Source organism: Mesorhizobium sp. P2_C7, from assembly GCF_056404515.1.
In genome coordinates, this window is the sequence record NZ_JBFUDW010000001.1 from 865,605 (window position 1) to 889,408 (window position 23,804).

The 23,804-nt window shown below is 64.3% G+C and carries 16 protein-coding genes; 4 read left to right on the top strand and 12 right to left on the bottom strand.

What is annotated here, in order from left to right; genetic code table 11:
- Positions 1 to 15: 15 nt before the first annotated feature.
- Positions 16 to 7,068, bottom strand: coding sequence for an Ig-like domain-containing protein (locus tag AC1D2G_RS04180; protein ID WP_477412188.1), 7,053 nt, complete (start codon positions 7,066 to 7,068; stop codon positions 16 to 18).
- 471 nt (positions 7,069 to 7,539) lie between these two features.
- The gene (locus AC1D2G_RS04185; RefSeq protein WP_477412190.1) at positions 7,540 to 8,652 is read right to left on the bottom strand and encodes a LacI family DNA-binding transcriptional regulator; all 1,113 of its coding nucleotides are present in this window, start codon (positions 8,650 to 8,652) and stop codon (positions 7,540 to 7,542) included.
- Between the two features lie 579 nt (positions 8,653 to 9,231).
- Between AC1D2G_RS04185 and AC1D2G_RS04190 the strand changes: the two genes are divergently transcribed.
- From AC1D2G_RS04190 to AC1D2G_RS04205, 4 genes are all read left to right on the top strand, one after another.
- A complete protein-coding gene (locus tag AC1D2G_RS04190; RefSeq protein WP_095083299.1) occupies positions 9,232 to 10,194 on the top strand; it encodes a sugar-binding protein in 963 nt (320 codons plus the stop codon).
- A gap of 105 nt (positions 10,195 to 10,299) precedes the next feature.
- Positions 10,300 to 11,838, top strand: coding sequence for a sugar ABC transporter ATP-binding protein (locus AC1D2G_RS04195; protein WP_477412191.1), 1,539 nt, complete (start codon positions 10,300 to 10,302; stop codon positions 11,836 to 11,838).
- 60 nt (positions 11,839 to 11,898) lie between these two features.
- Positions 11,899 to 12,894, top strand: coding sequence for an ABC transporter permease (locus tag AC1D2G_RS04200; RefSeq protein WP_095083296.1), 996 nt, complete (start codon positions 11,899 to 11,901; stop codon positions 12,892 to 12,894).
- Between the two features lie 116 nt (positions 12,895 to 13,010).
- The gene (locus tag AC1D2G_RS04205) at positions 13,011 to 13,910 is read left to right on the top strand and encodes an aldose 1-epimerase (RefSeq protein ID WP_477412193.1); all 900 of its coding nucleotides are present in this window, start codon (positions 13,011 to 13,013) and stop codon (positions 13,908 to 13,910) included.
- Between the two features lie 16 nt (positions 13,911 to 13,926).
- Here AC1D2G_RS04205 and AC1D2G_RS04210 read toward each other — a convergent pair whose 3' ends face one another.
- The 10 genes from AC1D2G_RS04210 to AC1D2G_RS04255 form a co-directional block, all read right to left on the bottom strand.
- Complete coding sequence (locus AC1D2G_RS04210) at positions 13,927 to 14,142, bottom strand: hypothetical protein (protein WP_477412195.1); 216 nt, start codon at positions 14,140 to 14,142, stop codon at positions 13,927 to 13,929.
- Entirely contained in the window at positions 14,139 to 14,894 is a 756-nt protein-coding gene (locus AC1D2G_RS04215) for a COG4280 domain-containing protein (RefSeq protein WP_477302603.1), read from the bottom strand. Before AC1D2G_RS04215 ends, AC1D2G_RS04210 begins: the two co-directional genes overlap by 4 nt.
- Before the next feature lie 135 nt (positions 14,895 to 15,029).
- On the bottom strand, positions 15,030 to 15,659 hold the full coding sequence (gene phnN / locus AC1D2G_RS04220) for a phosphonate metabolism protein/1,5-bisphosphokinase (PRPP-forming) PhnN (protein WP_477302593.1): 630 nt from the start codon (positions 15,657 to 15,659) through the stop codon (positions 15,030 to 15,032).
- Entirely contained in the window at positions 15,656 to 16,810 is a 1,155-nt protein-coding gene (locus AC1D2G_RS04225; protein ID WP_477412197.1) for an alpha-D-ribose 1-methylphosphonate 5-triphosphate diphosphatase, read from the bottom strand. Before AC1D2G_RS04225 ends, phnN begins: the two co-directional genes overlap by 4 nt.
- A 33-nt stretch (positions 16,811 to 16,843) precedes the next feature.
- Positions 16,844 to 17,551, bottom strand: coding sequence for a DUF1045 domain-containing protein (locus tag AC1D2G_RS04230; protein ID WP_095083282.1), 708 nt, complete (start codon positions 17,549 to 17,551; stop codon positions 16,844 to 16,846).
- A 257-nt stretch (positions 17,552 to 17,808) separates the two neighbouring features.
- Positions 17,809 to 18,621 carry a 5-deoxy-glucuronate isomerase gene (gene iolB / locus AC1D2G_RS04235; protein ID WP_477412199.1) on the bottom strand — a complete coding sequence of 271 codons (813 nt, stop codon included), beginning with the start codon at positions 18,619 to 18,621 and terminating at the stop codon, positions 17,809 to 17,811.
- 4 nt (positions 18,622 to 18,625) lie between these two features.
- Positions 18,626 to 18,859, bottom strand: coding sequence for a DUF3329 domain-containing protein (locus tag AC1D2G_RS04240; RefSeq protein WP_477225062.1), 234 nt, complete (start codon positions 18,857 to 18,859; stop codon positions 18,626 to 18,628).
- 61 nt (positions 18,860 to 18,920) lie between these two features.
- Positions 18,921 to 19,838 (bottom strand): myo-inosose-2 dehydratase, encoded by a 918-nt coding sequence (gene iolE, locus AC1D2G_RS04245; RefSeq protein WP_477412201.1) that lies wholly within the window; start codon positions 19,836 to 19,838, stop codon positions 18,921 to 18,923.
- A 72-nt stretch (positions 19,839 to 19,910) separates the two neighbouring features.
- Positions 19,911 to 21,761, bottom strand: a complete 1,851-nt coding sequence (gene iolD / locus AC1D2G_RS04250; protein WP_477412203.1) for a 3D-(3,5/4)-trihydroxycyclohexane-1,2-dione acylhydrolase (decyclizing) — start codon at positions 21,759 to 21,761, stop codon at positions 19,911 to 19,913.
- A gap of 35 nt (positions 21,762 to 21,796) precedes the next feature.
- On the bottom strand, positions 21,797 to 23,731 hold the full coding sequence (locus tag AC1D2G_RS04255) for a bifunctional 5-dehydro-2-deoxygluconokinase/5-dehydro-2-deoxyphosphogluconate aldolase (protein ID WP_477412205.1): 1,935 nt from the start codon (positions 23,729 to 23,731) through the stop codon (positions 21,797 to 21,799).
- Between the last annotated feature and the right edge of the window lie 73 nt (positions 23,732 to 23,804).

Consider the following 23,804-nt stretch of genomic DNA (forward strand, 5'->3'; position numbering starts at 1 on the left):
CTCTCGCCTTCCCCCTCACACCACGACAAAATCCGCATTTGTCATCGCCAGGTTCGCCGCCACCGTCGCGAAATGCTTCGAGCCGCCAGCGGCATCGCCGTTGCTGTCATAGTAGAGCCAGCCGGTGTCGGTCTCGTAGATGATGTGCTGGTCGGCAGAGGTGGCGGTGCCGGAGGCGTTGGCAGTGAACTGGTCGGCGCTCAGCGTGCCGTTGCCGGCAAGTGCTGCAAAGATCGCGTGATCGAGCACGATGTTGTCGTCGATCACCGAGAAGTCGGTGATGGTGTCGACATTGACGACGAGGCTGAGTGCGGTGGTGAAGAGGAAACTGTCATGGCCCTGCGCGCCTGTCAGAGTGTCGTTGCCGCTGAGGCCGTTGATGATGTTGTCGCCGGAATTGCCGGTGATGACATTGTCGATGTGGTTGCCGGTGCCGTTGATGGAAGCCCCGCTGCGCAGGTTGAGGTTCTCCAGTTCCTGGCCGGAGAGGTTGAAGCTGACGGAACTGTTGACCGTGTCGGTGCCCTGGCCGTCGAGCTCGATCGCCCGGTCGCCGGCATTGTCGACCCAATAGATGTCGTTGCCGGTGCCGCCCTGCATGGTGTCGGCGCCGGCCTTGCCATCCAGCGTGTCGTTGCCGCCAAGGCCGATCAGCGTGTTGGCGCCGGCATTGCCGTTGAGCGTGTTGCCGGTGGAATTGCCGGTGCCGTTGAGATTGCCCGCGCCGGTCAGCGTCAGGTTTTCCAGCTCCTGGCCCGAGAGGTTGAAGGAGACGGAACTGAAGACGCTGTCGGTGCCCTGGCCGTTGAGCTCGAAGATATGATCGCCAATATTGTCGACGAAATAGGTGTCGTTGCCGAGGCCGCCCCGCATCGTGTCGGCGCCGCCGAGGCCGTCGAGGATGTTGTTGCCGCTGTTGCCGGTGATGTCGTTGATGGTCGAATTGCCGGTGCCGTTGATGTTGCCCGTGCCGAGAAGCGCCAGGTTCTCCAGCTCCTGGCCGGAGAGGTTGAACGAAATGGCGCTGTTGACCGTATCGAAGCCCTGGCCGTTGAGCTCGATGACATGATCGCCGATGTTGTCGACGAAGTAGGTGTCGTTGCCGAGGCCGCCCTGCATGGTATCGGCGCCAGCCATGCCATCCAGTGTGTCGTTGCCGCCCAGGCCGAAGAGGGTGTTGGCGCCGGCATTGCCAGTGAGAAAATTGCCGGTGGAATTGCCGGTGCCGTCGAGGTTTGCCGCGCCAAGCAGCGTCAGGTTTTCCAGTTCCTGGCCGGAGAGGTTGAAGGAGACCGAGCTGAAGACGCTGTCGGTGCCCTGGCCGTTGGCCTCGATGACATGGTCGCCGGCGTTGTCAACATAATAGATGTCGTTGCCGACGCCGCCTTGCATGGTGTCGGCGCCGGCCTTGCCGTCCAGCGTGTCGTTGCCGCCGAGCCCGATGAGCGTGTTGGCGCCGGCATTGCCAGTGAGGACATTGGCGGCCGAATTGCCGGTGCCGTCGATGCTTGCGGCGCCGAGCAGCGTCAGGTTCTCCAGCTCCTGGCCTGAGAGGTTGAAGGAGACGGAACTGAAGACGCTGTCGATGCCCTGGCCGTTGAGCTCGAAGACACGGTCGCCGGCATTGTCGACATAGTAGCTGTCGTTGCCGGTGCCGCCTTGCATGGTGTCGGCGCCGCCAAGACCGTCGATGACGTTGTCGCCGCTGTTGCCGGTGATGGTGTTGGCGAGAGCGTTGCCGGTGCCGTTGATGGACCCTGTGCCAGTCAGCGTCAGGGTCTCGATCTCCTGGCCGGAGAGATTGAAGGAGACGGAGCTGAAGACATTGTCGGTGCCCTGGCCGTTCGCCTCGAACACCTGGTCGCCGGCATTGTCGACAATGTAGGTATCGTTGCCGAGGCCGCCTTGCATGGTGTCGGCGCCGCCAAGGCCGTCGATGATGTTGGCGCCGGCATTGCCGATGATGGTTTGAGCGAATTCATTGCCGGTCAAGGTGATGGCGGTCGTGGCGGCAGCATTGTCCGTTGCCAGCGTCTCGATCTGCTGGCCCGCGGCCAGTGCATAGCTGACCGAGGTCCGGACGGTGTCATTGCTGCCTTCGCCCGCCGCCTCGAACACCTGGTCGCCGGCATTGTCGACGGTGTAGATGTCGTTGCCGGCAAGGCCATGCATGGTGTCGGCGCCGATGCCGCCATTCAGCGTGTCGGCGCCCGCGGTGCCGATCAGATTGTCGCCGTCGCCATCGACCCCATGGACGGTGATGGTCACCGTGCCGATGCTGCCGCCGGCGAGCGTATAGGTGAAGCTGTCGGTTGCGGTCGTGTTGCTCGCACCCGACGACGCACCTGGCAGATCGTTGAAGACACCATTGGGGTCATAGTCGAAGGTGCCGTCCGCGTTCAGCGTCAACAGCGCGCCGGAGGCCAGCGTGATCTCGGTGCCGACATAGCCGGCGACGCCGTTCACGGCGGCGACTGAAAGCGGATTGTCGATGTCGACATCGACGCCGTCGCCATTGTCGGCGAAGACGTTGAAGCCCGGGCCGATCGCCGTCGCCTCGTTGGTCGAGAAGGAATCGACAGCCGCAAGCCCGGGGTCGTCGACCGCCGCCACGTTTATGCTGACCGTGGCGACGTTCGAGGTCGTCGTTCCGTCACCGACCTTATAGGTGAAGCTGTCGGCGCCGTTGTAGTTGGCGTCCGCCGTGTAGCTCAGCGATCCGTCGGCATTCAGCGTCAGCACGCCGTGCGACGGGCCGTTGACCAGCAGCGCCGTCAGCGGATCGTGGTCGGCATCGCTGTCGTTGGCCAGCAGGCCGGGCGCCGCAATCGTCAGCTGCGTGTCCTCGCTGGCGTTGTAGCTGTCGTTCGCGGCTACCGGCGCGTCGTTGACGGCGGTGACGTGGACCATCGTCGTTGCCGTATGCGTGCGCAGGTCGCCATCGAAGCTCACGGTGACGGTGCGATCGGCGGCCGACGGGTCGGCGCCGTTGCTGTTGGAATAGGTCAACGCATGCAGCAGCGTTTCGAAATTCGCGTTGTTCAGCGAGAGATCGAGAGTGACGGTCAGGTCATGTCCGCTCTGGCCATCGCCACCGGCCGCGATCGTTCCGACGGTTACCCCGCCGACCGTGACGACGCTGCCAGCGGTGAGGCCGTCGGAAAGCGAAACATCGCCTGACGTGTCGAAGCCAAGCACGTCCTCGGCCGCCGTGCCGCCGCCGGTGATCGAGACCGTGAGATGCCCGGGCTGCGCCAGATTGTTTGAACCGTAGGTGTAAAAGATCGTCCCGTCGGCATCGGCCAGCGAAGCGGCGGTGCCGGTATCGAGACGGACAGCCGGCCCGTCCTCGGTGAAGGTCGCCGCGTCGCCGTCGAGACCGGCAAAGGTCGGCAAGGCATACATGCCGGCATCACGGCTGGTGTCGTTCTGGCCCTCGATCAAGCTGAATGCACCTGTCAGGCCGGTTGTCACGGAGACGTCGCTGTCGGTCGCGTCGTTGGAGACAGGCGAGTCCTGCGTCGTCAGCACATATCCCGAGGGCGCCGTGAACTGCAGCTGATAGGAACCGGGCAGGAGATTGGTGAAATTGTAGTGCCCGTTCGCATCGGTGGTGGCGGTTGCCAGGATGTTATGCGCCGTGGATGTGTCGACAAGTGAGACGGAAACGCCGGCAATTCCCACTTCGCCGGCGTCCTGGCGACCGTTGAGGTTGGTGTCGTTGAAAACGAAATCGTCGACCGTGGCGGGCACGGCCATGCCGGCGTCCACATTGGAGATGTCGGCGTTTTCCACGAGGACGATCGTCGGCGCGATGCCCAGGGAATTGACGTCGCTGTCGAGGGCGGCATCACCACCTTGGTTCGCCGGTGAGAAAATATGACCGTCGGCGTCGAACTGGACAGAATAGGCGCCATCCACGATGTCGGTGAAGGAATAGCCTCCATCGAGATCGGTCGTGGTCGAGATGTCGACCGCGTTGCCGTGAAAATCCGTGCCGGTAAGGTGCACGGCAATTCCGCTCAGCACGGCACCGTCGTCATTGATGCCGTTGCCGTTTTTGTCGTCGAACGCGGTGCCGCTGATCATGTTGTGATCGAGCCCGGTCAGCGCCAGCGCGTTGCCTGCGCCTCCGGGATTGCCGGCGGCATCGGTATAGGTCGCGCCGGCGACGCCGATGCTGCCATGCACCGCGTTGGGCGTGAAAGTGGCTGTCCGCGTCAGGCCCGTGCCGGTGATTGCGCTGAGCGTACCGCCACTGACGGTGACATCGCCCGTGGAGCCGTCCCACGCAAAGGTCGCCCCGGGGTCCTCGCTGAAGGTGAACGTGATCGTTGCCGATTCGCCTGCGTGGATCTGGTCGATATCGCTGGAGATCGTCAAGGTCGGTGCGGTGGTGTCGAGGGTAAAGTCCAACGAAGACGTTGCGGTGTTGCCGGCGGCGTCCGTTTGGCTCGCCACGATGGTGTGCTGGCCGTCCAGCAGGCCGGTCGGCGTGAAGGCCCAGACGCCGGCGCCGTTGGCTGTCGCCGTCCCGGCGATGGCATTGCCGTCGACGGTGAAGTGCACGATGGCGTTGGGGTCACCCGATCCGGTCACCGTCGCGACATTGGTGATGGTGTCGCTTCCCGAAACGCCGGTATCGCTCTGGAGATGACTGGTCACCGGCGGCACGCTGGTGTCGAGGGTGAAGGTCAGCGACGCCGTTCCGGTATTGCCGGCGTTGTCTGTCTGGGTCGCCACGATGGTGTGCTGGCCGTCCAGCAGGCCAGTCGGCGCGAATGTCCAGACGCCGGCGCCGTTTGCGGTCGCCGTCTGGGCGACTGGGTTGCCGTCGACGGTGAAGTGGACGATCGCGTTGGCGTCACCCGATCCCATCAATGTCGCGACATTGGTGATGGTGTCGGCGCCAGAAATGCCGGTATCGGTCTGGAGATGGTTGGTCACCGCCGGCAAGGTGGTGTCGAGGGTGAAGGTCAGCGACGAGGTTCCGGTGTTGCCGGCGTCGTCGGTTTCGCTTGCCACGATGGTGTGCTGGCCATTCAAGAGGCCGGTCGGCGTGAATGTCCAGACGCCGGCGGCGTTGGCGGTCGCCGTTTGGCCGACGAGCGTGCCGTCGACGGTGAAATGCACGATCGCGTTGGCGTCGCCCGTCCCGGTCAGCGTCGCGACGTTGGTGAGGGTGTCGCTGCTGGAAATGCCGGTATCGGTCTGGAGATGATTGGTCACGACGGGCGTGGTGGTGTCGATTCCGGTCAGCACGACGTTGTCGAACAGCGTCTGGCCAGTGCCGATTTCGGTGATGAGGACCTTGACGGCCAAGCCGCGTGTGGTCGCGTCAAGCGCGGCTGTGTTCAGCACGTAGTGCGCGACGCTGCCATGGGCCTGCACAGCCGATGAGGTGTCGTAGTCTTGCGAGGCGATCTGGATCCCGCCCGCGAACACCTGCACCCGCACGGTGGTTCCGTTGCCCGTGTCGGCCCGGCTCCCGAGGTCGAAAGCGACACTGTAGCTGTCGAAGTTTCCAGGCGCGTTGACCGTTTGCGATACGCTGCCACCGTTACCCAAAAAACCGATATGGCTGCCGGCAAAGCCGGTCGAAACGGCTGATGTCGGCGCGAAAGCGCCGAATGAGCCGATCCCGGTCCATCCCGTCAGCACGCCAGCCACCGTATTGCCGGCAGTGTGATCGATACTCACGCCGGGGCCGGTGTCCGACAGATCGATGAGCTGGAAATCGCCGTCAGCGAGAAGGTTGGAGATCGCGATCGTCGTGTTGCCGTTGACGTCGGTGGATGTCACGAAATGATTGCCGAGATAGCTGTGGGTGACATCGAGCTGCAGGATCTCGCTGCCGCCGGAAGCGCGTGTGATCGTCAGGATGTGGGTGCCTGAATCATACGAGACGCCGGTCGCCGAGCCGAAGCCGAGCAGTGAAATCGTGTCGGATGTGCCAAAATTCTTGAGCTGGTTGGCGATGTTCACACCCGAAGCGAGCTGCAGCGCGCCATGGCCGAAGAAGTTGATGGCGCCCGATCCGGCGGCGGTTGTGTTGGCCAGTGAAAGCGTGCCGCTGTAGACGGTGATGCCGCCGGCAAAGCCGTTGGCGCCGCCCAGCTGCAGCGTTCCAGCGCCTTTCATGACGATGCCGCCGATGCCGTCGCCGTCCTGGATGACATCGTTGATGGTCGAGATCTGCCCGAGCGCCGTCGTGAAGTTTATGGTCGTGCCGTGCAGGAAGATGCCGGAGCCGGCTGACCCGCCGCCGCCGCCGCCCTGGACCCCGATGCCCTGATTCGGGCCCGACGCGCCTCCCTGCACCGCGCCGCCGGAGATCGTGCCTCCGGCGATGGTCAGCGTGCCAAGCGTATCGACGAAGATGGCACCGCCTGCTCCCAGGCCGCCGCCGCCGCCGGCGTATCCGGCATGGCTGAAGCTTCCGACGCCGCCTCCACCAGCGCCCCAGCCGCCATTTCCAGGCACATTGGGTGCGCCGGCAGAGGGTGTGGCCGCGCCGCCGCCGGCGCCGAAGCCACCACTTGCACCACTACCGCCAGGGCCGGAGCCAGTCCCGCCAATGCCGCCAGCACCGAAGCCGGTGCCATCGTTGAGGAAGCCATTCCACAGGCCGCCGTTGGCAAAAGTGCTGCTGATACCGCCGCCATTGCCGCCGATGGCCCGGTCGCCGGTGAAATCGACATTGCTGATCGTCACATTGGCGCCGGCGCCGACGAACAGCCCGCCGCCCAGCCCGGCGCCGCCGCCGCTGCCATTGCCTTGCCACACGCCGCCGGTACCGCCTCTTGCCGTGGTATGGACGATGTCGAGGTCGTTGATCGCGACAGTGCCGTGCTCGATGACGAAGCCGCCATAGGTGTTGGCGCCGTCAAGCGTCTGGCCATTGCCGTTGATCGTCAGGTTTTCGCCGGCCGTCAGGAACAGCGGCGTCATATTTCCGCTGAGTGTGAAGCTGGTCGTGAAATTGAAGATGTCTGTCCCGGCGCGGCCCGCGATAGCGGTGATCGCCGCATTGAGGGTGGCCTGGTCGGAAATCGTGAAAGTGGTCATCGTCGTCCCTCGTTAGCGCCCGCACCGACGCCTGGCGGTGATGGCCGGGTTCGCCGCAAAAATTGATCCTCTGGGTTTAGCCGCCGACCCTGGTCGGCAAGAGGAATGCGCCAACGCGCCGCGTCCTGGACCGCAGGCGCGCGAGGGGTCGCGCCCCGCCATCCGAAAAGACCTGCCGCTCAAGCGTCATCCGCCCCTTGTGCCCTGCTGGAGCCCGTCGACAGGACACAGCTGTCCGCCCGGATGCCGCGCCAGGGACAGCGCATCCGTTTCAAGCACCAAATTCTTGAGGCAACCCAAACCCAACCGCGGCGGACGCTAGGTCGGGACTTGCTCGCGGTCAATTCGCGGCATTTGACTATTTCTGGGCGGACTTTTGCATGGCCGCGAACAACCTGGCAGCGAAGGCCCTATCGACAACGGAAGACCGAATGCGGGTCGCCTGTATCTCTCCAGAAGCGACGCGCTTTTTTAGGACACGGCCGCTACGGCCCGCACACTCTCCCGTTCCACCAGCGGGCATTCCAGCTTGGTGATCGGATAGCGTCCCCGCCCAGGCGCCGCCGGCACCTCGAGCTGCTCGATCGCCCATTGTCCCATTGCCATGTGCGGCAGGATCGAGGTCGTCAGCGGTGGGAACAAATGCCGGGCGATTTCCTCGTCGTCGTAGCCGACGACGGAAATATCCTGCGGAATGTGCAGGCCGGCTTCCTTCAGCGCCTCGTAGCAACCGATCGCGGTGCGGTCGTTCTGGCAGAAGATGGCGGTCGGCCGGTCCTTCAGCGCCAACAGCTTGACGGTCGCGGCATAGCCGGCGCTGGCCGACCAGTCGCCCTCGACCACCAGTTCGGGATCGAACGGGATGTCGGCGGTGGCGAGCGCCCTGCGATAGCCCTTCAGCCGGTCTTGTGCGGCCTGCATCCACGGCTCGCCGGTGATGGTGGCGATGCGGCGGTGGCCGTGGCTGATCAGGTGGCGGGTGGAGCTTTGGCCGCCGGCGATCTCGCTCGGCACCACGGCGGGGAAGGCATAGTCCGCCGTGTAGCAATTGAGCAGGATGACCGGGATGTCGAGGCCGTAGAGATAGTCGGGTGCGGTTATCTCGCGGGTGAAGATGGTCATGTAGATCAGCGCCGAAATGCCCCGCTTGGTCAAGGCGGCGATGGCGCGCGGCTCCATGACGGAATCGCCCAGCGTCTGCGCCACCAGAAGCACGTTGCCGGCGTTCCACGAGGCCTGCCGCGCGCCTTCAATGGCGACGACGGCTTCGGGGCTGGTGGCAAGCTGGTCGACGGCAAAGCCGATCACGCCGTCAAGCCCTTCGAACGAGGCCACGGGCGCCCGCAGGGCGGAGAATGCCGGCGCGGTATAGCCGAGGGAGCGCGCGGCCTCGATCACCCGTTCGCGCGTCTGCTGCGACAGCTTGATGCCGGGCGAATTGTTGAGCACGAAGGAAACCGTCGCCTGCGAGCAGCCGGCGGCCCTGGCGATGTCGGTCATGGTGACGCGACCCCTGGCGCTCTTTGCCAGCGGCTTCCGCCGCTTCGAAGTGTCGAGGGTTTCCGGATCCGTCGTCTCGCTCATGGCATCCCCAATCCTAGGCCTGTCTAGCGGCAGCCGGTGAGGCCGACAAGATGGCGTGACATTATCGATTTATAGAAATCGCTGCGATCATTTATATCTATTAGCGCTCTCGAGGTCCATCTCTCACGCAGTGCCATAGGGTCCGAAATCCAAAAGCCACAAGGCTTGCTCCCAGACGCAGGCAACGCGCCGGCTTGCCGGCAGGTGCGCCGCGAAACCGCAATACTGTCCTGGATACGGCTCCAAAACTAATACTGTTTACTAATACAAGAATGCGCTGTACCGTCAATCCATCGCATCCGGCCCGGTCGGTCCGGGAGCGGTGGGAGTGCGTGAAAATCGCCCGATGGCGAGCGGATACTGCCTCCGCAAGCTGTGTTTCGGACAAGTGATATGTCTGACAAATCGGACTATTTACGAACGAAGGATGAGTCTCTAAAGTCCATGATCGCAGCTGGAACGACGCCGTTGTTTCGGCGCCGGGACCCTTTGAGGAGGAGGGCGTCCAAGCTGCAGACGGCAAATTCCAGGTGACTAAGATAGGTCAGTCGAACGACTGAGCCAAACGGGAGGTTGAACATGAAATCCTTGATACGAAATGCATCCGTAGCCACAGCGGCGCTGCTCATCGGCCTGACGGCGACGGCTATCGCACGCGCCGACGACAAGCCGACGCTGGCCTTCGTCGTCAACGGCGCTTCCGATTTCTGGAAGGCCGCCGAAGCCGGCGTCAAGAAGGCGCAAGGCGAACTGCCGGACTACAATCTCGAACTCAAATATCCCGAGCAGTCCTCCGTCGCCATCCAGCAGCGGCTGATGGATGACCTAGTTACGGCCGGCGTCAAGGGCATCATGGTCTCGGCCGTCGATCCCAAGACCTCGACCGACGGGCTGAACAAGATCGCCTCGCAAACGGCGCTGTTCACCACCGACAGTGACGCCCCGCAGACCAAGCGTGTCGCCTATATCGGCTCGTCCAACGTCGATGCCGGCAAGCAGGCGGCCGAGATCGCCAAGAAGGCGATGCCCAATGGCGGCAAGTGCCTCGGCTTCGTCGGCCTGCTCGGCGCCGACAATGCCAAGGAACGCATCCAGGGCATGAAGGACGGCCTCGCCGGCACCAAGATCGAACTCGTCGACGTGCGTGGCGACGACATCGACCAGGCGCGCGCCAAGAAGAACGTCGAGGACGCGCTGGTTGCCAGCCCCGACGTCACCTGCATGGTCGGCTTCTATTCCTACAACACGCCGCGCATCTATGAAGCGCTGCGCGACGCCGGCAAGCTCGGCTCGATCACCGTCGTCGGCTTCGATGACGATCCGATCACGCTGGGCGGCGTCAAGGAAGGCACCGTTGCCGCCACCGTCGTGCAGCAGCCCTTCGAATGGGCCTATCAGGGCATGAAGCTGATGGCTTCCTATCTCAAGGGCGACAAGTCGGGCATCCCGGAGGGCGGCCTGATCATCATCCCGACCAAGATCATCGGCAAGGACGACGTCGACGCCTATGCCGCCAATCTGAAGGCGATGTCTGGAAACTGAGACAGAGCAATTGCGCCGGTCCGGGGTTCGCCCCGGGCCGGCATTCGTATTGACGGGCCGGCGAAGGCCGTTCAGTCTGTAGCCCACCGGCTGCTGTCAGGCGTGATGAATTATTCCGAAACATCCATAACGGCGTCCACCCCGTTCCTCACGCTCGAGAACGTGCGCAAGACCTATCCGGGCGTCGTGGCGCTCGACGGCTTCTCCATGGAGGTCAGGCCGGGCGAGGTCGTCGGCCTCGTCGGCGAAAACGGCGCCGGCAAATCGACCTTGATGAAGATCCTCGGCGGCGTCACCAGGCCCGACACCGGCACCGTCACGGTCGACGGCATCGCCCATGACGGGCTCTCGGTCGAAGCCAGCCTCGGTTCCGGCATCGCCTTCGTCCACCAGGAACTCAACCTGTTCGACAATCTTGACGTTGCGGCCAACATCTTCTTTGGCCGCGAGCCGTTGCGCGCCGGCGCACTGAAACTCGTCGACCGCGCCCGGCTGCGCACCATGGTGGCGCCGCTGCTGAAGCGCGTCGGCGCCAATTTCTCCGCCGACACGCCGGTCGCCGCTCTGTCGCTGGCCCAGCAGCAGATGGTCGAGATCGCCAAGGCGCTGTCGATCAAGGCAAGGCTGGTCATCCTCGATGAGCCGACATCAAGCCTGCCGCTCGCCGAAACCGACAAATTGCTCGACGTCATCAAGGCGTTGAAGGCCGACGGCATCAGCGTCATCTTCATTTCGCACCGCCTGCATGAGGTCGAGCGTGTCGCCGACCGCGTCGTCGTTTTGCGCGACGGCATGTTGGCCGGCACGCTGCAGAAGAGCGCCATCAACCACGACCAGATGGTCAAGCTGATGATCGGCCGCATGCTGAAGGAGCGCGAAAAAGCCTCCGAAGCCGCGCGGGCTCCCGGCGCCGTCGCGCTTGCCGCCAAGGCCATCCGCACTCCTGCCTATCCGAGCCGGCCTGTTGATCTCGATGTCAGGCGCGGTGAAATCCTTGGCCTTGCCGGGCTTGTCGGGTCCGGCCGCACCGAATTGGCTCGAGTGTTTTTCGGCATCGACAGCAGCCTTGGCGGCGCGCTCGAGCTTGGCGGCAAGCCGCTTGCGCTGGGCTCGGCGGCGGATGCCGTCGCCCACGGCATCTTCCTGGTGCCCGAGGACCGCAAGCTGACCGGCATCCTGCTCGACCTGTCGATCGCCCAGAACATCTCGCTGCCCAATCTGCCGGCGCATGCGCGCCGCTCGCTGGTTTCGGCAAGTGCCGAGACCGCCACGGCCGAAAAGCAGAAGAGCAATCTCGGCATCAGGGCGCCGTCGGTGCAGACACGCACCGGCACGCTGTCGGGCGGCAACCAGCAGAAGGTCGTGCTCGGCAAATGGCTGGCCATGAACCCGAAAGTGATGATCCTCGACGAGCCGACGCGCGGCATCGATATCGGCGCCAAGGCTGAGATCTACGGGCTGATGCGGGCGCTGGCCGACGCCGGCGTCGCCGTGCTGATGATCTCCAGCGACATGGAGGAGGTGATCGGCGTGTCCGACCGCATCGCCGTCATGCATGAGGGCCAGATCTCGGGCATTCTCGACAAGGACCAGTTCAGCCAGGAAAACGTGCTGCTGCTGGCGGTGGGCAAGCAGCCGAAATAGTTTTTTTGCCGCGGGGTCGCGGGAAGCGCGATCTGCTCAGGCGGCATTGGGGAGAAGACGATGAGCAAGAAAGATCTCGGCCTGCTGATCCTGATCCTGGTGGTGGGAACGGTGGTGGCGATCATCAACCCGCGCTTCCTGCTGCCGATCAATCTCGCCAACACCTCGAACCTGATCGGGCTGTTCGGCATCCTGTCGATCGGTCAGGCCTTCGTCATCATCACCGGCGGCATCGAATTGTCGGTCGGCTCGGTTGTCGCGTTGCTGGGAACGCTGTTCATCGACTTCATCGCCGTGCGTGAGCTGGACTGGCCGCTGGCCTTCGTGCTGATCATCGCGCTCGGCGCCATCATCGGCCTGGTGCATGGCTGGCTGATCACGCGGCTCAAGCTGCAGCCCTTCGTCGTCACCCTGTGCGGCCTGCTGATCTATCGCGGCGTCGCCCGCTTCTACACCGCCGACGGCACCGCCGGCTTCGCCTTCGGCCAGAATTTTCCTGACCTGGAATTCCTGACAGCCGGCCGCTCCTGGGGCGTGCCGAACAGCTTCATCGCGCTGATCGTCATCTCCATCGTCATGTGGGTGGTGCTGCACCGCTCCGTGTTCGGCCGCTATCTCTACGCCATCGGCAAGAACGAGGAGGCGGCGAAGTACTCCGGCATCCGCACCGGCCGTGTCGTCATGGCCGCCTATGTCATCTGCGGCGTACTGACGGCGCTGTCGGCGATCTATTTCGCCATGTACACGCGCTCGATCTCGCCGGCCAGCCATGGCCAGTTCTACGAGCTTTATGCCATTGCCGCGGCCGTGCTCGGCGGTTTCTCGCTGCGCGGCGGCGAGGGCTCGTTGATCGGCGTCATCCTCGGCACGGTGCTGCTGCAGGAACTGCAGAACCTCGTCAATCTGCTCGGCATCCCGTCCTCGCTCAATTTCGCTGTGATGGGTGGCGTCATCCTCATCGGCGTGCTGGTCGACCAGCAATGGGGCGTGTTCCGGGCAAGGCGGCTGATGGTCGACGCCGCTCGCAAGAACGTGGCCGGTGCGGCTGCGGAATAACTGCCCGGCACACCTCGTGTCGATGAAATGATTGCAGCCGTGGTGTTGTTCTGCGATCCACTGAACATGCACATCGGGCCAAATGCCTGATATCGATGGCGGATGGATGGCAGGCGATGGATGCAGTTCCTGAACCGTTGACGCTCAGGGCCGGGGCGCTCGAGGTCGATCTCGTGCCGCGCATTGGCGGCAGCGTGGGCGCGCTGCGCTGGCGCGGCATCGACCTCATGCGCCGGCTTTCCGATGACGATCGGCAAGCGGGCAACGTGCTTGGCGTCGCCATGTTCCCGATGATGCCCTACGCCAACCGCATCGCTGGAAATGCCTTCGACTTCGCAGCCAGGCGCTGGCAGGTCCAGCCGAACAATCCCCCCGAAACAATCAACGTGCATGGCAGTGGCTGGAAACACGTCTGGACCGTCGCTGAGGCGGGCGGCGCCCAGGCAACGCTGTCGCTGGATATCGCAGCCGGCGTCGAACCCTACTCCTACCGCGCGACGCAGGCTTTCGTGGTGTCCGAGGTAGGGCTCAGCGTGACCATGACGCTGAGCAACACGGGGCCGGTTTCCATGCCGTTCGGCTTTGGCCTGCATCCCTGGTTCGATCGCGACCCGGACGTCACATTGCAGTTCGAGGCGACCCGGTTCTATCTCGAAGAACCGCAAGGCATCGCGGGCGATCCAATCACGCTTGCACCCGAACTCGACTTCGCCGCCGGCCGGCCTTTGCCCGCCGGCTGGCGCAACAATGACTATGGTGGCTGGACGGGCGAGGCGACGCTTCGCTTTCCCCTGCGCGGCGCCGGATTGCGCATCAAGGCCGATCCCGTCTTCGGACACTTGATGCTGTACGCCGACCCGACGAAACCGTATTTCTGCGTCGAACCGCAGACCAACGCCTCCGGCGCTTTCAACCGGGGCGGATGGAGCGATCCGGACGAAGGCGTCATCGTGCTCGCCCCAGGCGAAAGTGCGGCTGGCACCGTGTCGCTGATGCCCTTTGCCCTTGGGGCTTAGAGCAACAGCGCCAGCCCTATCGATTGATCCCGCGTGCGGTGCGGCGAACGCTGTGCAACAGGATGGCGAGGCAGCCTATCAACAGCAGGGCGCCGCCGAGCAGCGGCGGCAGCGCCAGCAGCTTCACCGCCGCCGTGATGATGGCCACCAGGACCAGCGCCAGCAGCGCCAGACTGCCGTCATCGACGAACATGCCGAAGAATTCCTTGGCCGCAAGACGAATGACGTTCATCGGGCGAGCCCTCCGGTGAGTGTGGGGTAGGCACCGCGCAGCCAGCGCACCATGGCAAACGACGCCAGCGCGACGATGGCGAAAATGGCGAGCAAGGCGAGATCGGCACCCGGCCAGTCGGCGCCGATGCCTTCGCCGGTCCAGAAGATGCCGAAGCTGGTCAGCATCAGCCCGACGACGAATTTGAGCGCATTTTCCGGCACCCGCGCCAGCGGCCGGTGAACCGCCAGGCCGATAAGCATCACCAGGACAAAAGCCGCCAGCGCGCCGAGGCTGGCGTAGAGCGTTTGCCCATGTGCAGCGCCGACCGCAATGACGATGAACACCACCTCGACGCCCTCGAGCAGCACCGCCTTGAACGACGCCAGCCCGGCGAGGTAGTCGGCGCGGCGGTCGTTGGCCTGTTGGTGCAAGGCGGCGGTTTCCTTGGAGAAGGCTGCCTCCTCGTCATGCAGGGCGATGACGCCGACGCTGCGCAGGATGGCCTTTCGCAGCCAGCGCATGCCGAACAGGATCAGCAGCACCCCGACGACGAACTGCAGCGTGGTGATGGGTACCAGCGCCAGCAGCGGGCCGAACGTCAGCACCAGGGCCGCCAGCAGCGCCAGGGCCAGTGCTGCGCCGGTCAGTGCCGGGCGCCAGCTGCGCGTCACCCCGACAGCGAGCACGATGGTGAAGGCCTCGACGACCTCCACGAAAGACGCCAGGAATGCCGCCGTGATCGTCGAAAGTATGGGTGTCAGAGTCTGCATGAAGGTTTCCTGTATCGTCTCGTTTGACCATGATCTGTTCGAAGGTCGTTGCCCAGCGGATAGCGCATCACTATGCGGTCAGCACCACACAGCGCTCCAGTGGCAGCGAAAAAGCAAGTGAAGCGCCAATTGGCTCTAGATCAAGCCCGACATGTCGGAGAAGGCCATGGCCTTGCGCAGCACCTCGGCGAAGCGTTCACCAGCCGCCTCGCGCGGGCCGCTGTTGTCGATCGAGGTTACATCAGGTCCCGACAAGGTCACACTGGCGCTTCGCGCCAACCGCGCCAGCACTTCGCCGCGCGACTCGCGCCCGCGCATCGCCAGCCGCTCGGCCAGCACCTCCGGCGAGGCGGTGATCTCGACGATTGCCAGGTTGGCGTAGCGCTCGCGCAGCACCGGGATGATCGCGCGCGACACGTTGGCGACGGCAACATGGCCATTGGCGACCGACCAGTCGACATCGGCGGGAATGCCATAACGCAGGCCATGCGCCTCCCAGGAGATGGCGAAGGCGCCATCCGCTTCGGCTTCGACGAAGGCCGCGTCGGCCAGCGTGTCGTGATCCTCGCTCGCGGCATCGCTCGGCCTGGTGATGACGCGGCGAACGAACTCCAGCCGGGTCTCGTCGGCAAAGCGGGCGCGGGCGTAGCCGATCACCGTGTCCTTGCCGGCGCCGCTCGGTCCGACGACGGCGACGAAGACGCCGTCGCGGATCGGAAACCTCTCGGCGGACAATTCGCGCTCGATCAAGGCCGAGACCATCATGCGACCCGGCGTCCCTGCCGCCAGACCGTGCGCACGACCGGGACATGGTCGTCGACACGCACGCGCACCAGATCCGCGCGACGGCCCTGCTCGATGACGCCGCGGTCGGTCAGGCCGACCGCTTCGGCAGGGTTCTTCGAGACCATAGCGACCGCCTGCGGCAGCGAAATGCCTTCGACAACGTCGCCGAGGAAGAATGCCGACTGGATCAGGCTGAAAGGAATATAGTCGGACGACAAGATGTCGAGCAGCCCGTCGCCGGCCAGCGTGCGGGCCGAGACATTGCCCGAATGCGAAGCACCGCGCATGACGTTGGGCGCACCCATCAAGACGCCAAGCCCGGCCTGTTTCGAGGCCCTGGCGGCTTCCTCCGTGGTCGGGAACTCGGCGACGCGCACGCCCTGTTCGATCGCCTCGTCGACATGGCCTGTCGTGGCGTCGTCGTGGCTGGCCAGCACGATGCCGCGCTCGTGGCAGGCTGCGGCGATATGGACACGGTTCGGTCCCGAATTCCGGGCCGATTCCGCCATCCGCTTTTCGCAGAACAGCTTGAAGTCGCGGTCGGTCAATTTCAGCTTGCGCTGGTAGTAATAGGCATAGGTTTCGAGGTTGACGAACTGGCGCTGGCCGGGCGCGTGGTCCATCAGCGATGCCAGCTTGACCCGCTCATCGCCGTCGAAATTGGCGAAGGCCTTAAGGCAGTCCGGCGCCGAAACCTCACAGCGCAGATGGATGAAATGGTCGGCCCGCAGACGATCCTGCTGAACACTGTCCTCGATCGCGTCGGCCAGCTTGCGGATGTCGTCCGATGTCAGGTCGGCGTCCTCGTCCATGCCGACGCGCAAGGCATCGAGCACGGTGGTGATGCCGGCCGTCGCCACTTGCGCGTCATGGGCGAGCACGGCGGCGATCGGGTTCCAGCGCACCTTCGGCCGCGGCGCGTAGTGGCCTTCGAGATGGTCGGTGTGGAGTTCGACCAGCCCGGGAATGATGTAGTCGCCGCCCATATCCTCGCCGGCCATGGTCCCGCCGGTGTGGCCGGTGCCGGCATCGATGCCGGCGATAAAGCCGTCGCGCAGCACCAGCGAACCCTCGACGATCTCGTCGGCAAGCACGATGCGCGCGTTGGTAAGAACAGTTTCGGCGGTCATTTCAGGCAGTCCTTGTTATTCCGGCTCGGTTATTCAGGCGGTTTTTCTGGCAGGGCGGCGCCCGAGCGCGTGATGGGAGAGCACCATGAACGGTGCGCCCGGTTCGGTTTCGACAAACAGCGTCAACGCATCCACCAGCACCGGCTGTTGCAGCACCTCCGCGAACAGGCTGTCGATTGCTGCACGAAGACGAGGGCTTTCCTGTGGCCCCGCCCGGCCGGACAGCGTCATGTGGAAGCGAAAGGTCTCGAAGACATAGGGATAGCCCCACTGGCACAGATTGCGGAATTGGGCGGGCTTCAGCGAGTCCGGGCTGCGCCGTTCGATCTCGGCCTCTGTCAACGGCGCGCGAAACCGGTCGAAACCGAGCACCACGTCATCGGCAAAGCGGTTGAGCGGAGGCAGCGGTCCTTCCGGCACCAGCGCAAAGAAGCTGTCGATCTGGCTGACGACAAGGCGCGGGATCGTCACCACCGGCGTTGCCTCGGCAAAATGGTCGAGTGCCGCGCGCAGCGAGGTCTCCGTCTCGTTGGCAGCCAGCCGGAAGGGGGCTTTCAGCGTCGCATGAAAACCGTAGCGCCGCGCCGAAGCGGTGTGGAAGGCAACTTCCGCCGCCGACAGATCGGCCACCGTCTCCACCGGCCTTGTCGCGCCACCGAACGGGTCGCGGCCCAGCCAGTTGGCGGCGATCCGCGCCAGCGGCTCGTCCTGCCGGGGAGTGAAATAGATGGCGTAGCGCATGAGAAGAAGTCCTCGTTAAAGCGCGCCGCGTTTGAAGAAATGCTGCGACGCGCTTTAAGTCTTGGTTTTTCGCATGTCGTAATCCCAAAACCGCTGCTCACTTTTGGGCGACATGCACTGGCCCCGCTGCCATAGGCGATTTCCATGACGGATTGACGAAGCTTTGAAGGGTTTTCGAAGGCAAATCGACCCGGCAGGTCCTTAGCCGACGATTTTTCCAAGCTGGACCAACAGCTTCACCCAAAACGTGCGACCGGTCAGGCCTTCATCAACCATTCGTGCTCGGGCGCGTTGTGGAATTTCCACGTCCGCTTCGGCCCGGCCATCACGTTGAGATAGTAGAGGTCGTAGCCATGGCAGGCGGCGCAGGGATGATAGCCCTTGGGCACCAGCACGACATCGCCATCCTCGATCGCCATGGCTTCATCCAGCGCGCGATGACCGTTCTTGTCGGCGTCGGTGTAGACGCGCTGGAAGGCAAAGCCCTGCGGTGGGTTGAGGCGATGATAGTAGGTTTCCTCAAGATAGGATTCGGCCGGCAGATTGTCCTGGTCGTGCTTGTGCGGCGGGTAGCTCGACGTGTGGCCGCCGGGCGTGATGACCTCGACCACCAGCAATGAATCGGCCGGCTTGCCCTCCGGCAGGACGTTGGTGACGTAGCGCGTGTTGGTGCCCTTGCCGCGCACCTCCTGGCCGAGCTCGTCCGGGCCGATCACGCGCACCGGCAGGCCGCCGCCGAGGCTCGGTGCCGAGCAGACCGCGAGCTCCAGCTCCGTGTCTGCCGTAACCGACCAGTCGGAGCCCTCGGGTATATAGACCGACCACGGCTTGCCCTCGAAGGGCGACATGCGCTCGCCGAGCAGTCCGAGGTCCTTGCCGCCGGCTGTCGCTTTGCCCTTGCCGGTGACGAACACCAGGCAGACTTCGCGATCGCCCGTTTTTCCAGCAGCGCTCTCGCCGGGCTTCAGCCGATGCAGGTCGAAACCGACATAGGTCCAGCCGGCGTTTTTCGGCGTCACATGGGCGACGCGGCCATGGCCCTTGTCGGCCTTCACCAGCAGCTTCGACATCCGGTTACTCCTTCGGTTCGGCCTCGGCCGTTGTCTTGCTCTCGTCGGCCGGCCTCTCGTCGGCCGGCTTGTAGAGATAGAAGAACTGCCACACGGCGTAGCCGGCGAAGCCGATCGCGATCACGCCCCAGAACGGCGTGCCGGTGGCGAATTCGATGATCGACCAGATGACGCAGACCGCGACGACGGCGACGCGCCGCCACAAAGGCCGGAAAAACGGATGCTCGGAATCTTTCATCCGGCCAACCTACAGCAACCCGGCTTCGCCGAGAACCAGCGCGTCGGGCATTGGGGAGGCCCTAGGCATTGGGAAAGCCCTGCGTCTCGACGGTGTAGCCGGCCGCTGTCATCACCCGCATCAATTCCTTGTGGCCCACCTCAGCCATCTTGAGCGGCGGGTTCTTCTTCGGATCCTGCTCGGCCTCGACCACGAACCAGCCCTCGTAACCATGGTCGGCAAACCGCTGCACGATGGCGCCGAAATCCAGCGAGCCGTCACCCGGCACCGTGAACGCCCCGAGCGCGACGGCGTCGAGGAAGGATTGCTTGGTGCGGTCGAGCTTGTCGATGACGCCCATGCGCACGTCCTTCACATGCACATGGCTGATGCGCGCATGGTGGTTGTCGATGGCGCGCAGGACATCGCCGCCGGCAAAGGCCAGGTGCCCCGCATCGAGCAGMAGCGGTATGCCGGCTCCGGAATACTTCATGAAGGCATCGAGTTCCGGCTCGGTCTCGACGACCGCCGCCATGTGATGGTGATAGGAAAGCGGCATGCCCTGTTCGGCGCACCATTCGCCAAATTCGGTGAGGCGTTTCGCATAGATCTTCATCTCGTCGTCCGAGAGCTTCGGCTTGGTTGCGAGCGGCTTCGAGCGGTCGCCCTGGATCGAGCGGCCGACCTCGCCATAGACGATGCAAGGTGCGTTCACCGCCTTGAACAGATCGATCATCGGCTGGATGCGATCCTTGTTCTTGCCCATGTCCTCATCGACCAATGTGCCCGAGAACCAGCCGCCGCACAGCGTCACGTCGGCCGCCTTCAAGATCGGCAGCATGACATCGGGATCGTTGGGAAACCGCCGGCCCATCTCCATGCCGGTGAAACCGGCCGAGCGCGACTGTCGCAAACACTCTTCCAGCGACACATCATCGCTGAGTTCCGCAAGATCGTCGTTCCACCACGCAATGGGGGACATGCCCAGTTTGGCTTTCAAGTCGTCACTCCAGTTTTCAGTTCGTGCCCACCCTCCCCGCGAAGGGAAAGGTGGGATTTGCCGGCGTTGGCATCAATCGCCAATGGTCTGCATCTGCCGCTTTTCGTCATAGGCCTTGCGCGCCGCGTTCACCTGGGCACGCGCCGAGACCTCCGGCACCGCAACATCCCACCAATGGCCGCCGGCATCGGTCGAAACCAGCGGATCGGTGTCGATGACCAGCACGGTGGTACGGTTGTTCTTCCTTGCCTTTTCCAGGGCGTTTTCCAGCCCGGCGATCGACGGCACTTTCTCGGCAATCGCCCCCATGCTCGCCGCATGCGCGGCGAAGTCGATATCGGGCAGGATTTCGTGGCGCGAGTCCTTCAGGAGATTGTTGAAGTTGGCGCCGCCGGTCGCCATCTGCAGCCGGTTGATGCAGCCATAGCCGCGGTTGTCGAGCAGCACGATGGTCAGCTTGAGGCCGAGCATCACCGAGGTGGCGATTTCGGAATTCAGCATCAGATAGGAGCCGTCGCCGATCATGACGACGATCTCCTCGTCAGGCTTCGCCATCTTGGTGCCAAGCCCGCCGGCAATCTCGTAGCCCATGGTCGAGAAGCCGTATTCGGCGTGGTAGGAGCCGGGCGCGCCCGCTTGCCACAGCTTGTGCAGTTCGCCGGGCAGACCGCCGGCGGCATGCAGCAGGGTTACGCCAGAGCCCATCGCGCGCTGCACGGCGCCGATGACCTGAGCGTCGGAAGGGTAGGCGGCGTTGGTCGACGCGGTCACCTTGGCCGCCTCGACCTGCCAGGCCTTCTTGCCGGCCACCGCATTGTCGGTCCAGCCTGCCGGCGCTTTCCAGCCCTTCAGCGCAGCGCCGAGTTCGGCCAGGCCCTCGGCCGCGTCAGCGACCAGCGGCAGCGCCCGGTGCTTGCCGGCGTCGAAGGGCTGCACGTTCAAGCCAACGATGGTCTTGCCGAAGTTCTTGAACAGCGCCCACGAGCCGGTGGTGAAATCCTGCAGCCGCGTGCCGATGGCCAGCACGACATCGGCCTCCTCCGCCAGCCGGTTGGCGGCCGAGGTGCCGGTGACGCCGACCGCCGCCATGTTGAGCGGATGATTGTCCGGCAGGGAGGATTTTCCGCCTTGCGTCTCGCAGACCGGGATGCCGGCGCCCTGCACGAATTTCCCCAGTTCGTCCGAAGCCTGCGAATAAAGCACGCCGCCGCCGGCGATCACCAGCGGCTTCTTCGCCCCCTTGAGCGCCGCTACCGCGGCGGCAAGCTCATGGCGGTCCGGCCGCGGCCGGCGCTGGTGCCAGACCCGCTCGGCAAAGAAGCTCTCGGGATAGTCATAGGCCTCGGCCTGCACGTCCTGGCAAAGCGACAGCGTCACCGGGCCGCAATCGGCCGGATCGATCAGCACCTGCATGGCGCGGCCGAGCGCCGGGATGATCTGTTCGGGCCGAGTGATGCGGTCGAAATACCGCGACACCGGACGGAAGCAGTCATTGACCGTCGCCGTGCCGTCGGAGAAATCCTCGGCCTGCTGCAGCACCGGATCGGGAATGCGGTTGGCGAAGACATCGCCGGGCAGAAAAAGCACCGGCAGCCGGTTGACGTGGGCCAGTGCCGCAGCCGTCACCATGTTGAGCGCGCCGGGGCCGATCGACGAGGTCGCCGCCATGAAGCGGCGGCGGAAATTGGCCTTGGCATAGGCGATCGCCGCATGCGCCATCGCCTGTTCATTGTGGGCGCGAAAGGTCGGCAGTTCGTCGCGCACCTGATAGAGCGCCTCGCCGATGCCGGCGACATTGCCATGGCCGAAGATCGCCCAGACACCGCCGAAGATCGGGACTTTCTTGCTGTCGATCTCGGTCATCTGCCTGCTGAGAAAGCGGGTCAGCGCCTGCGCCATCGTCAGGCGGATTGTCTTGCTCATGGTGTTTTTCCTCCGCAGTCCTATGCCGCGCCTTCTTATGCTGCTTTGCGGCCGCGCGCGGCAAGCCACGCTTCGGTCAACTGTTCGAAGCGCGAGGCCATGTCGGCGATCGCCTCGTCATCCGACATCTTGCCGGCCAGCCATTGTTCGGCCGCGTGGACGAAGATGGTCCGGCCGACGGCAAACCCTTTGACGATGGGCGCCTTGGCGGTTGCGGCAAAAGCCGCTTCCAGCTCGTCCTGCGGCGCTTCCAGGCCAAGCAGCACGACGCCCCGGCACCACGGATCATGCTTCAGGATCACCGCTTCGATCTTTGCCCACGCCGCTGCCGAAGCCTGCGGTTCGAGCTTCCACCAGTCGGGTTTGATGCCGAGCGCATAGAGTTCCTCCAGCGCGCGCGGGATCGTCGTGTCGTCGAGCTTGCCGTGCTTGCCGGCGATGATCTCGACCAGCAATTCCCTGCCGACCTTGCGTGCGGCCTCGAACAGCGCGCGCAGCTTCTGCTGCTGCTCTTCCTTGAGCGCCGCCGGATCGTCGGGATGATAGAAGCACAGGCACTTGATGCAGTGATCGACCGGCCATTCGACGAGCTGCGAGCCGATGTCCTGCGAGAACTCGAAGCGTAGGGGTCGCGATCCCGGCAATTCGACTGGCCGCCCGAGCCAGGCGAAGGGATGGCGGGCGAATTCGAACATCGCCTCGCGGCCATGCTTCTCGTCGATCAGCATGCCATAGCCGTCACGGCCGGCGGCGATCTTCGCCGCCGCCTTGACCGCCAGAACCTTGAAATCGCGGATGCGTGCGGGATCGGCACCGGCCTTCGCCGCCACATCCTCGAGTTGCACGCGATGATCGCAGGCGAGCGCCATCAGCGAGGGAACGTCGCGGCGACGGGTGGTCGCCCAATGGATGTGGTTGATCGCCTCGTCCTTGCGCAAGGCGAGATGCTTGCTGCCGTTCTTGAGGAAGAACTGCAACTCCTCGAAGGTCGGATATTCCGGCGCGCACAGCAGGCGCGACACGGCGAAGGCGCCGCAGGCATTGGCCCAGGTGGCCGCCGTCGCATGGTCTTCGCCGCCCAGCCAGCCGCGCAGGAAGCCCGACATGAAAGCGTCACCGGCGCCGAGCACATTGTAGATCTCGATCGGAAAGCCCTTGCCGACGACGCCGTCCTCGAGATCGTCGCTGATCGGCCCGTCATAGACGATGCAGCCCATGGCGCCCCGCTTCAAAACGATGGTCGCCGAAGACAGCGAGCGGATCGTCTTCAAGGCGCTCAGGCAATCATCGGCGCCCGACGCGATCATGATCTCTTCTTCGGTGCCGACGATCAGGTCGCAATCGGGCAGCACCGTCTTCAGTTGGGCCGAGACCCTGTCTGACTTGACATAGCGCTCAAACCCTTCGGCATGGCCGGCCAGACCCCAGAGGTTCGGCCGATAGTCGATGTCGAACACCACCTTGCCGCCCTTGGCCTTGATGATGCGGATTGCCTTGCGCTGGGCGGCATCGCTGTTGGGCCGGGAAAAATGCGTGCCGGTGACGACGATGGAGCGCGCCGAGGCGATGAAGGCCTCGTCGATGTCTTCCGGCGCCAGCGCCATGTCGGCGCAATCTGAGCGGTAGAAGATCATCGGCGACACGCCTTCATCCTCGACCGACAGCAGCACCAAGGCGGTCAGCCGCTCCTTGTCGGTCTTCAGCCCGTCGACGCAAACGCCTTCGCGCTTGAGCTGTTCGCGGATGAAGCGGCCCATCTGCTCGTCGCCGACGCGGGTGAGCAGGGCCGAGCGCAGGCCGAGCCTCGCCGTGCCGACCGAAATGTTGGCCGGGCAGCCGCCGACCGACTTGGCGAACGAGGTGATGTCCTCCAGCCGCGAGCCGATCTGCTGGCCATAAAGGTCGACGGAAGCGCGACCTATGGTGATGACGTCGAGCGGCGCCTGTTTTGCGTCCACGGCTTCGCTCATTGGAACCTCCCGTCAGTCTTGTTGTCTTGAGCAACGCATTTTGGGGTACACGCGCGAGCGGCAGCGTGGCGCC

Coding starts and splice junctions, on each gene's coding strand:
- AC1D2G_RS04180 (WP_477412188.1), bottom strand. CDS start 7,068: ATGACCACTTTCACGATTTCCGACCAGGCCACCCTCAATGCGGCGATC.
- AC1D2G_RS04185 (WP_477412190.1), bottom strand. CDS start 8,652: ATGAGCGAGACGACGGATCCGGAAACCCTCGACACTTCGAAGCGGCGG.
- AC1D2G_RS04190 (WP_095083299.1), top strand. CDS start 9,232: ATGAAATCCTTGATACGAAATGCATCCGTAGCCACAGCGGCGCTGCTC.
- AC1D2G_RS04195 (WP_477412191.1), top strand. CDS start 10,300: ATGAATTATTCCGAAACATCCATAACGGCGTCCACCCCGTTCCTCACG.
- AC1D2G_RS04200 (WP_095083296.1), top strand. CDS start 11,899: ATGAGCAAGAAAGATCTCGGCCTGCTGATCCTGATCCTGGTGGTGGGA.
- AC1D2G_RS04205 (WP_477412193.1), top strand. CDS start 13,011: ATGGATGCAGTTCCTGAACCGTTGACGCTCAGGGCCGGGGCGCTCGAG.
- AC1D2G_RS04210 (WP_477412195.1), bottom strand. CDS start 14,142: ATGAACGTCATTCGTCTTGCGGCCAAGGAATTCTTCGGCATGTTCGTC.
- AC1D2G_RS04215 (WP_477302603.1), bottom strand. CDS start 14,894: ATGCAGACTCTGACACCCATACTTTCGACGATCACGGCGGCATTCCTG.
- phnN (WP_477302593.1), bottom strand. CDS start 15,659: ATGATGGTCTCGGCCTTGATCGAGCGCGAATTGTCCGCCGAGAGGTTT.
- AC1D2G_RS04225 (WP_477412197.1), bottom strand. CDS start 16,810: ATGACCGCCGAAACTGTTCTTACCAACGCGCGCATCGTGCTTGCCGAC.
- AC1D2G_RS04230 (WP_095083282.1), bottom strand. CDS start 17,551: ATGCGCTACGCCATCTATTTCACTCCCCGGCAGGACGAGCCGCTGGCG.
- iolB (WP_477412199.1), bottom strand. CDS start 18,621: ATGTCGAAGCTGCTGGTGAAGGCCGACAAGGGCCATGGCCGCGTCGCC.
- AC1D2G_RS04240 (WP_477225062.1), bottom strand. CDS start 18,859: ATGAAAGATTCCGAGCATCCGTTTTTCCGGCCTTTGTGGCGGCGCGTC.
- iolD (WP_477412203.1), bottom strand. CDS start 21,761: ATGAGCAAGACAATCCGCCTGACGATGGCGCAGGCGCTGACCCGCTTT.
- AC1D2G_RS04255 (WP_477412205.1), bottom strand. CDS start 23,731: ATGAGCGAAGCCGTGGACGCAAAACAGGCGCCGCTCGACGTCATCACC.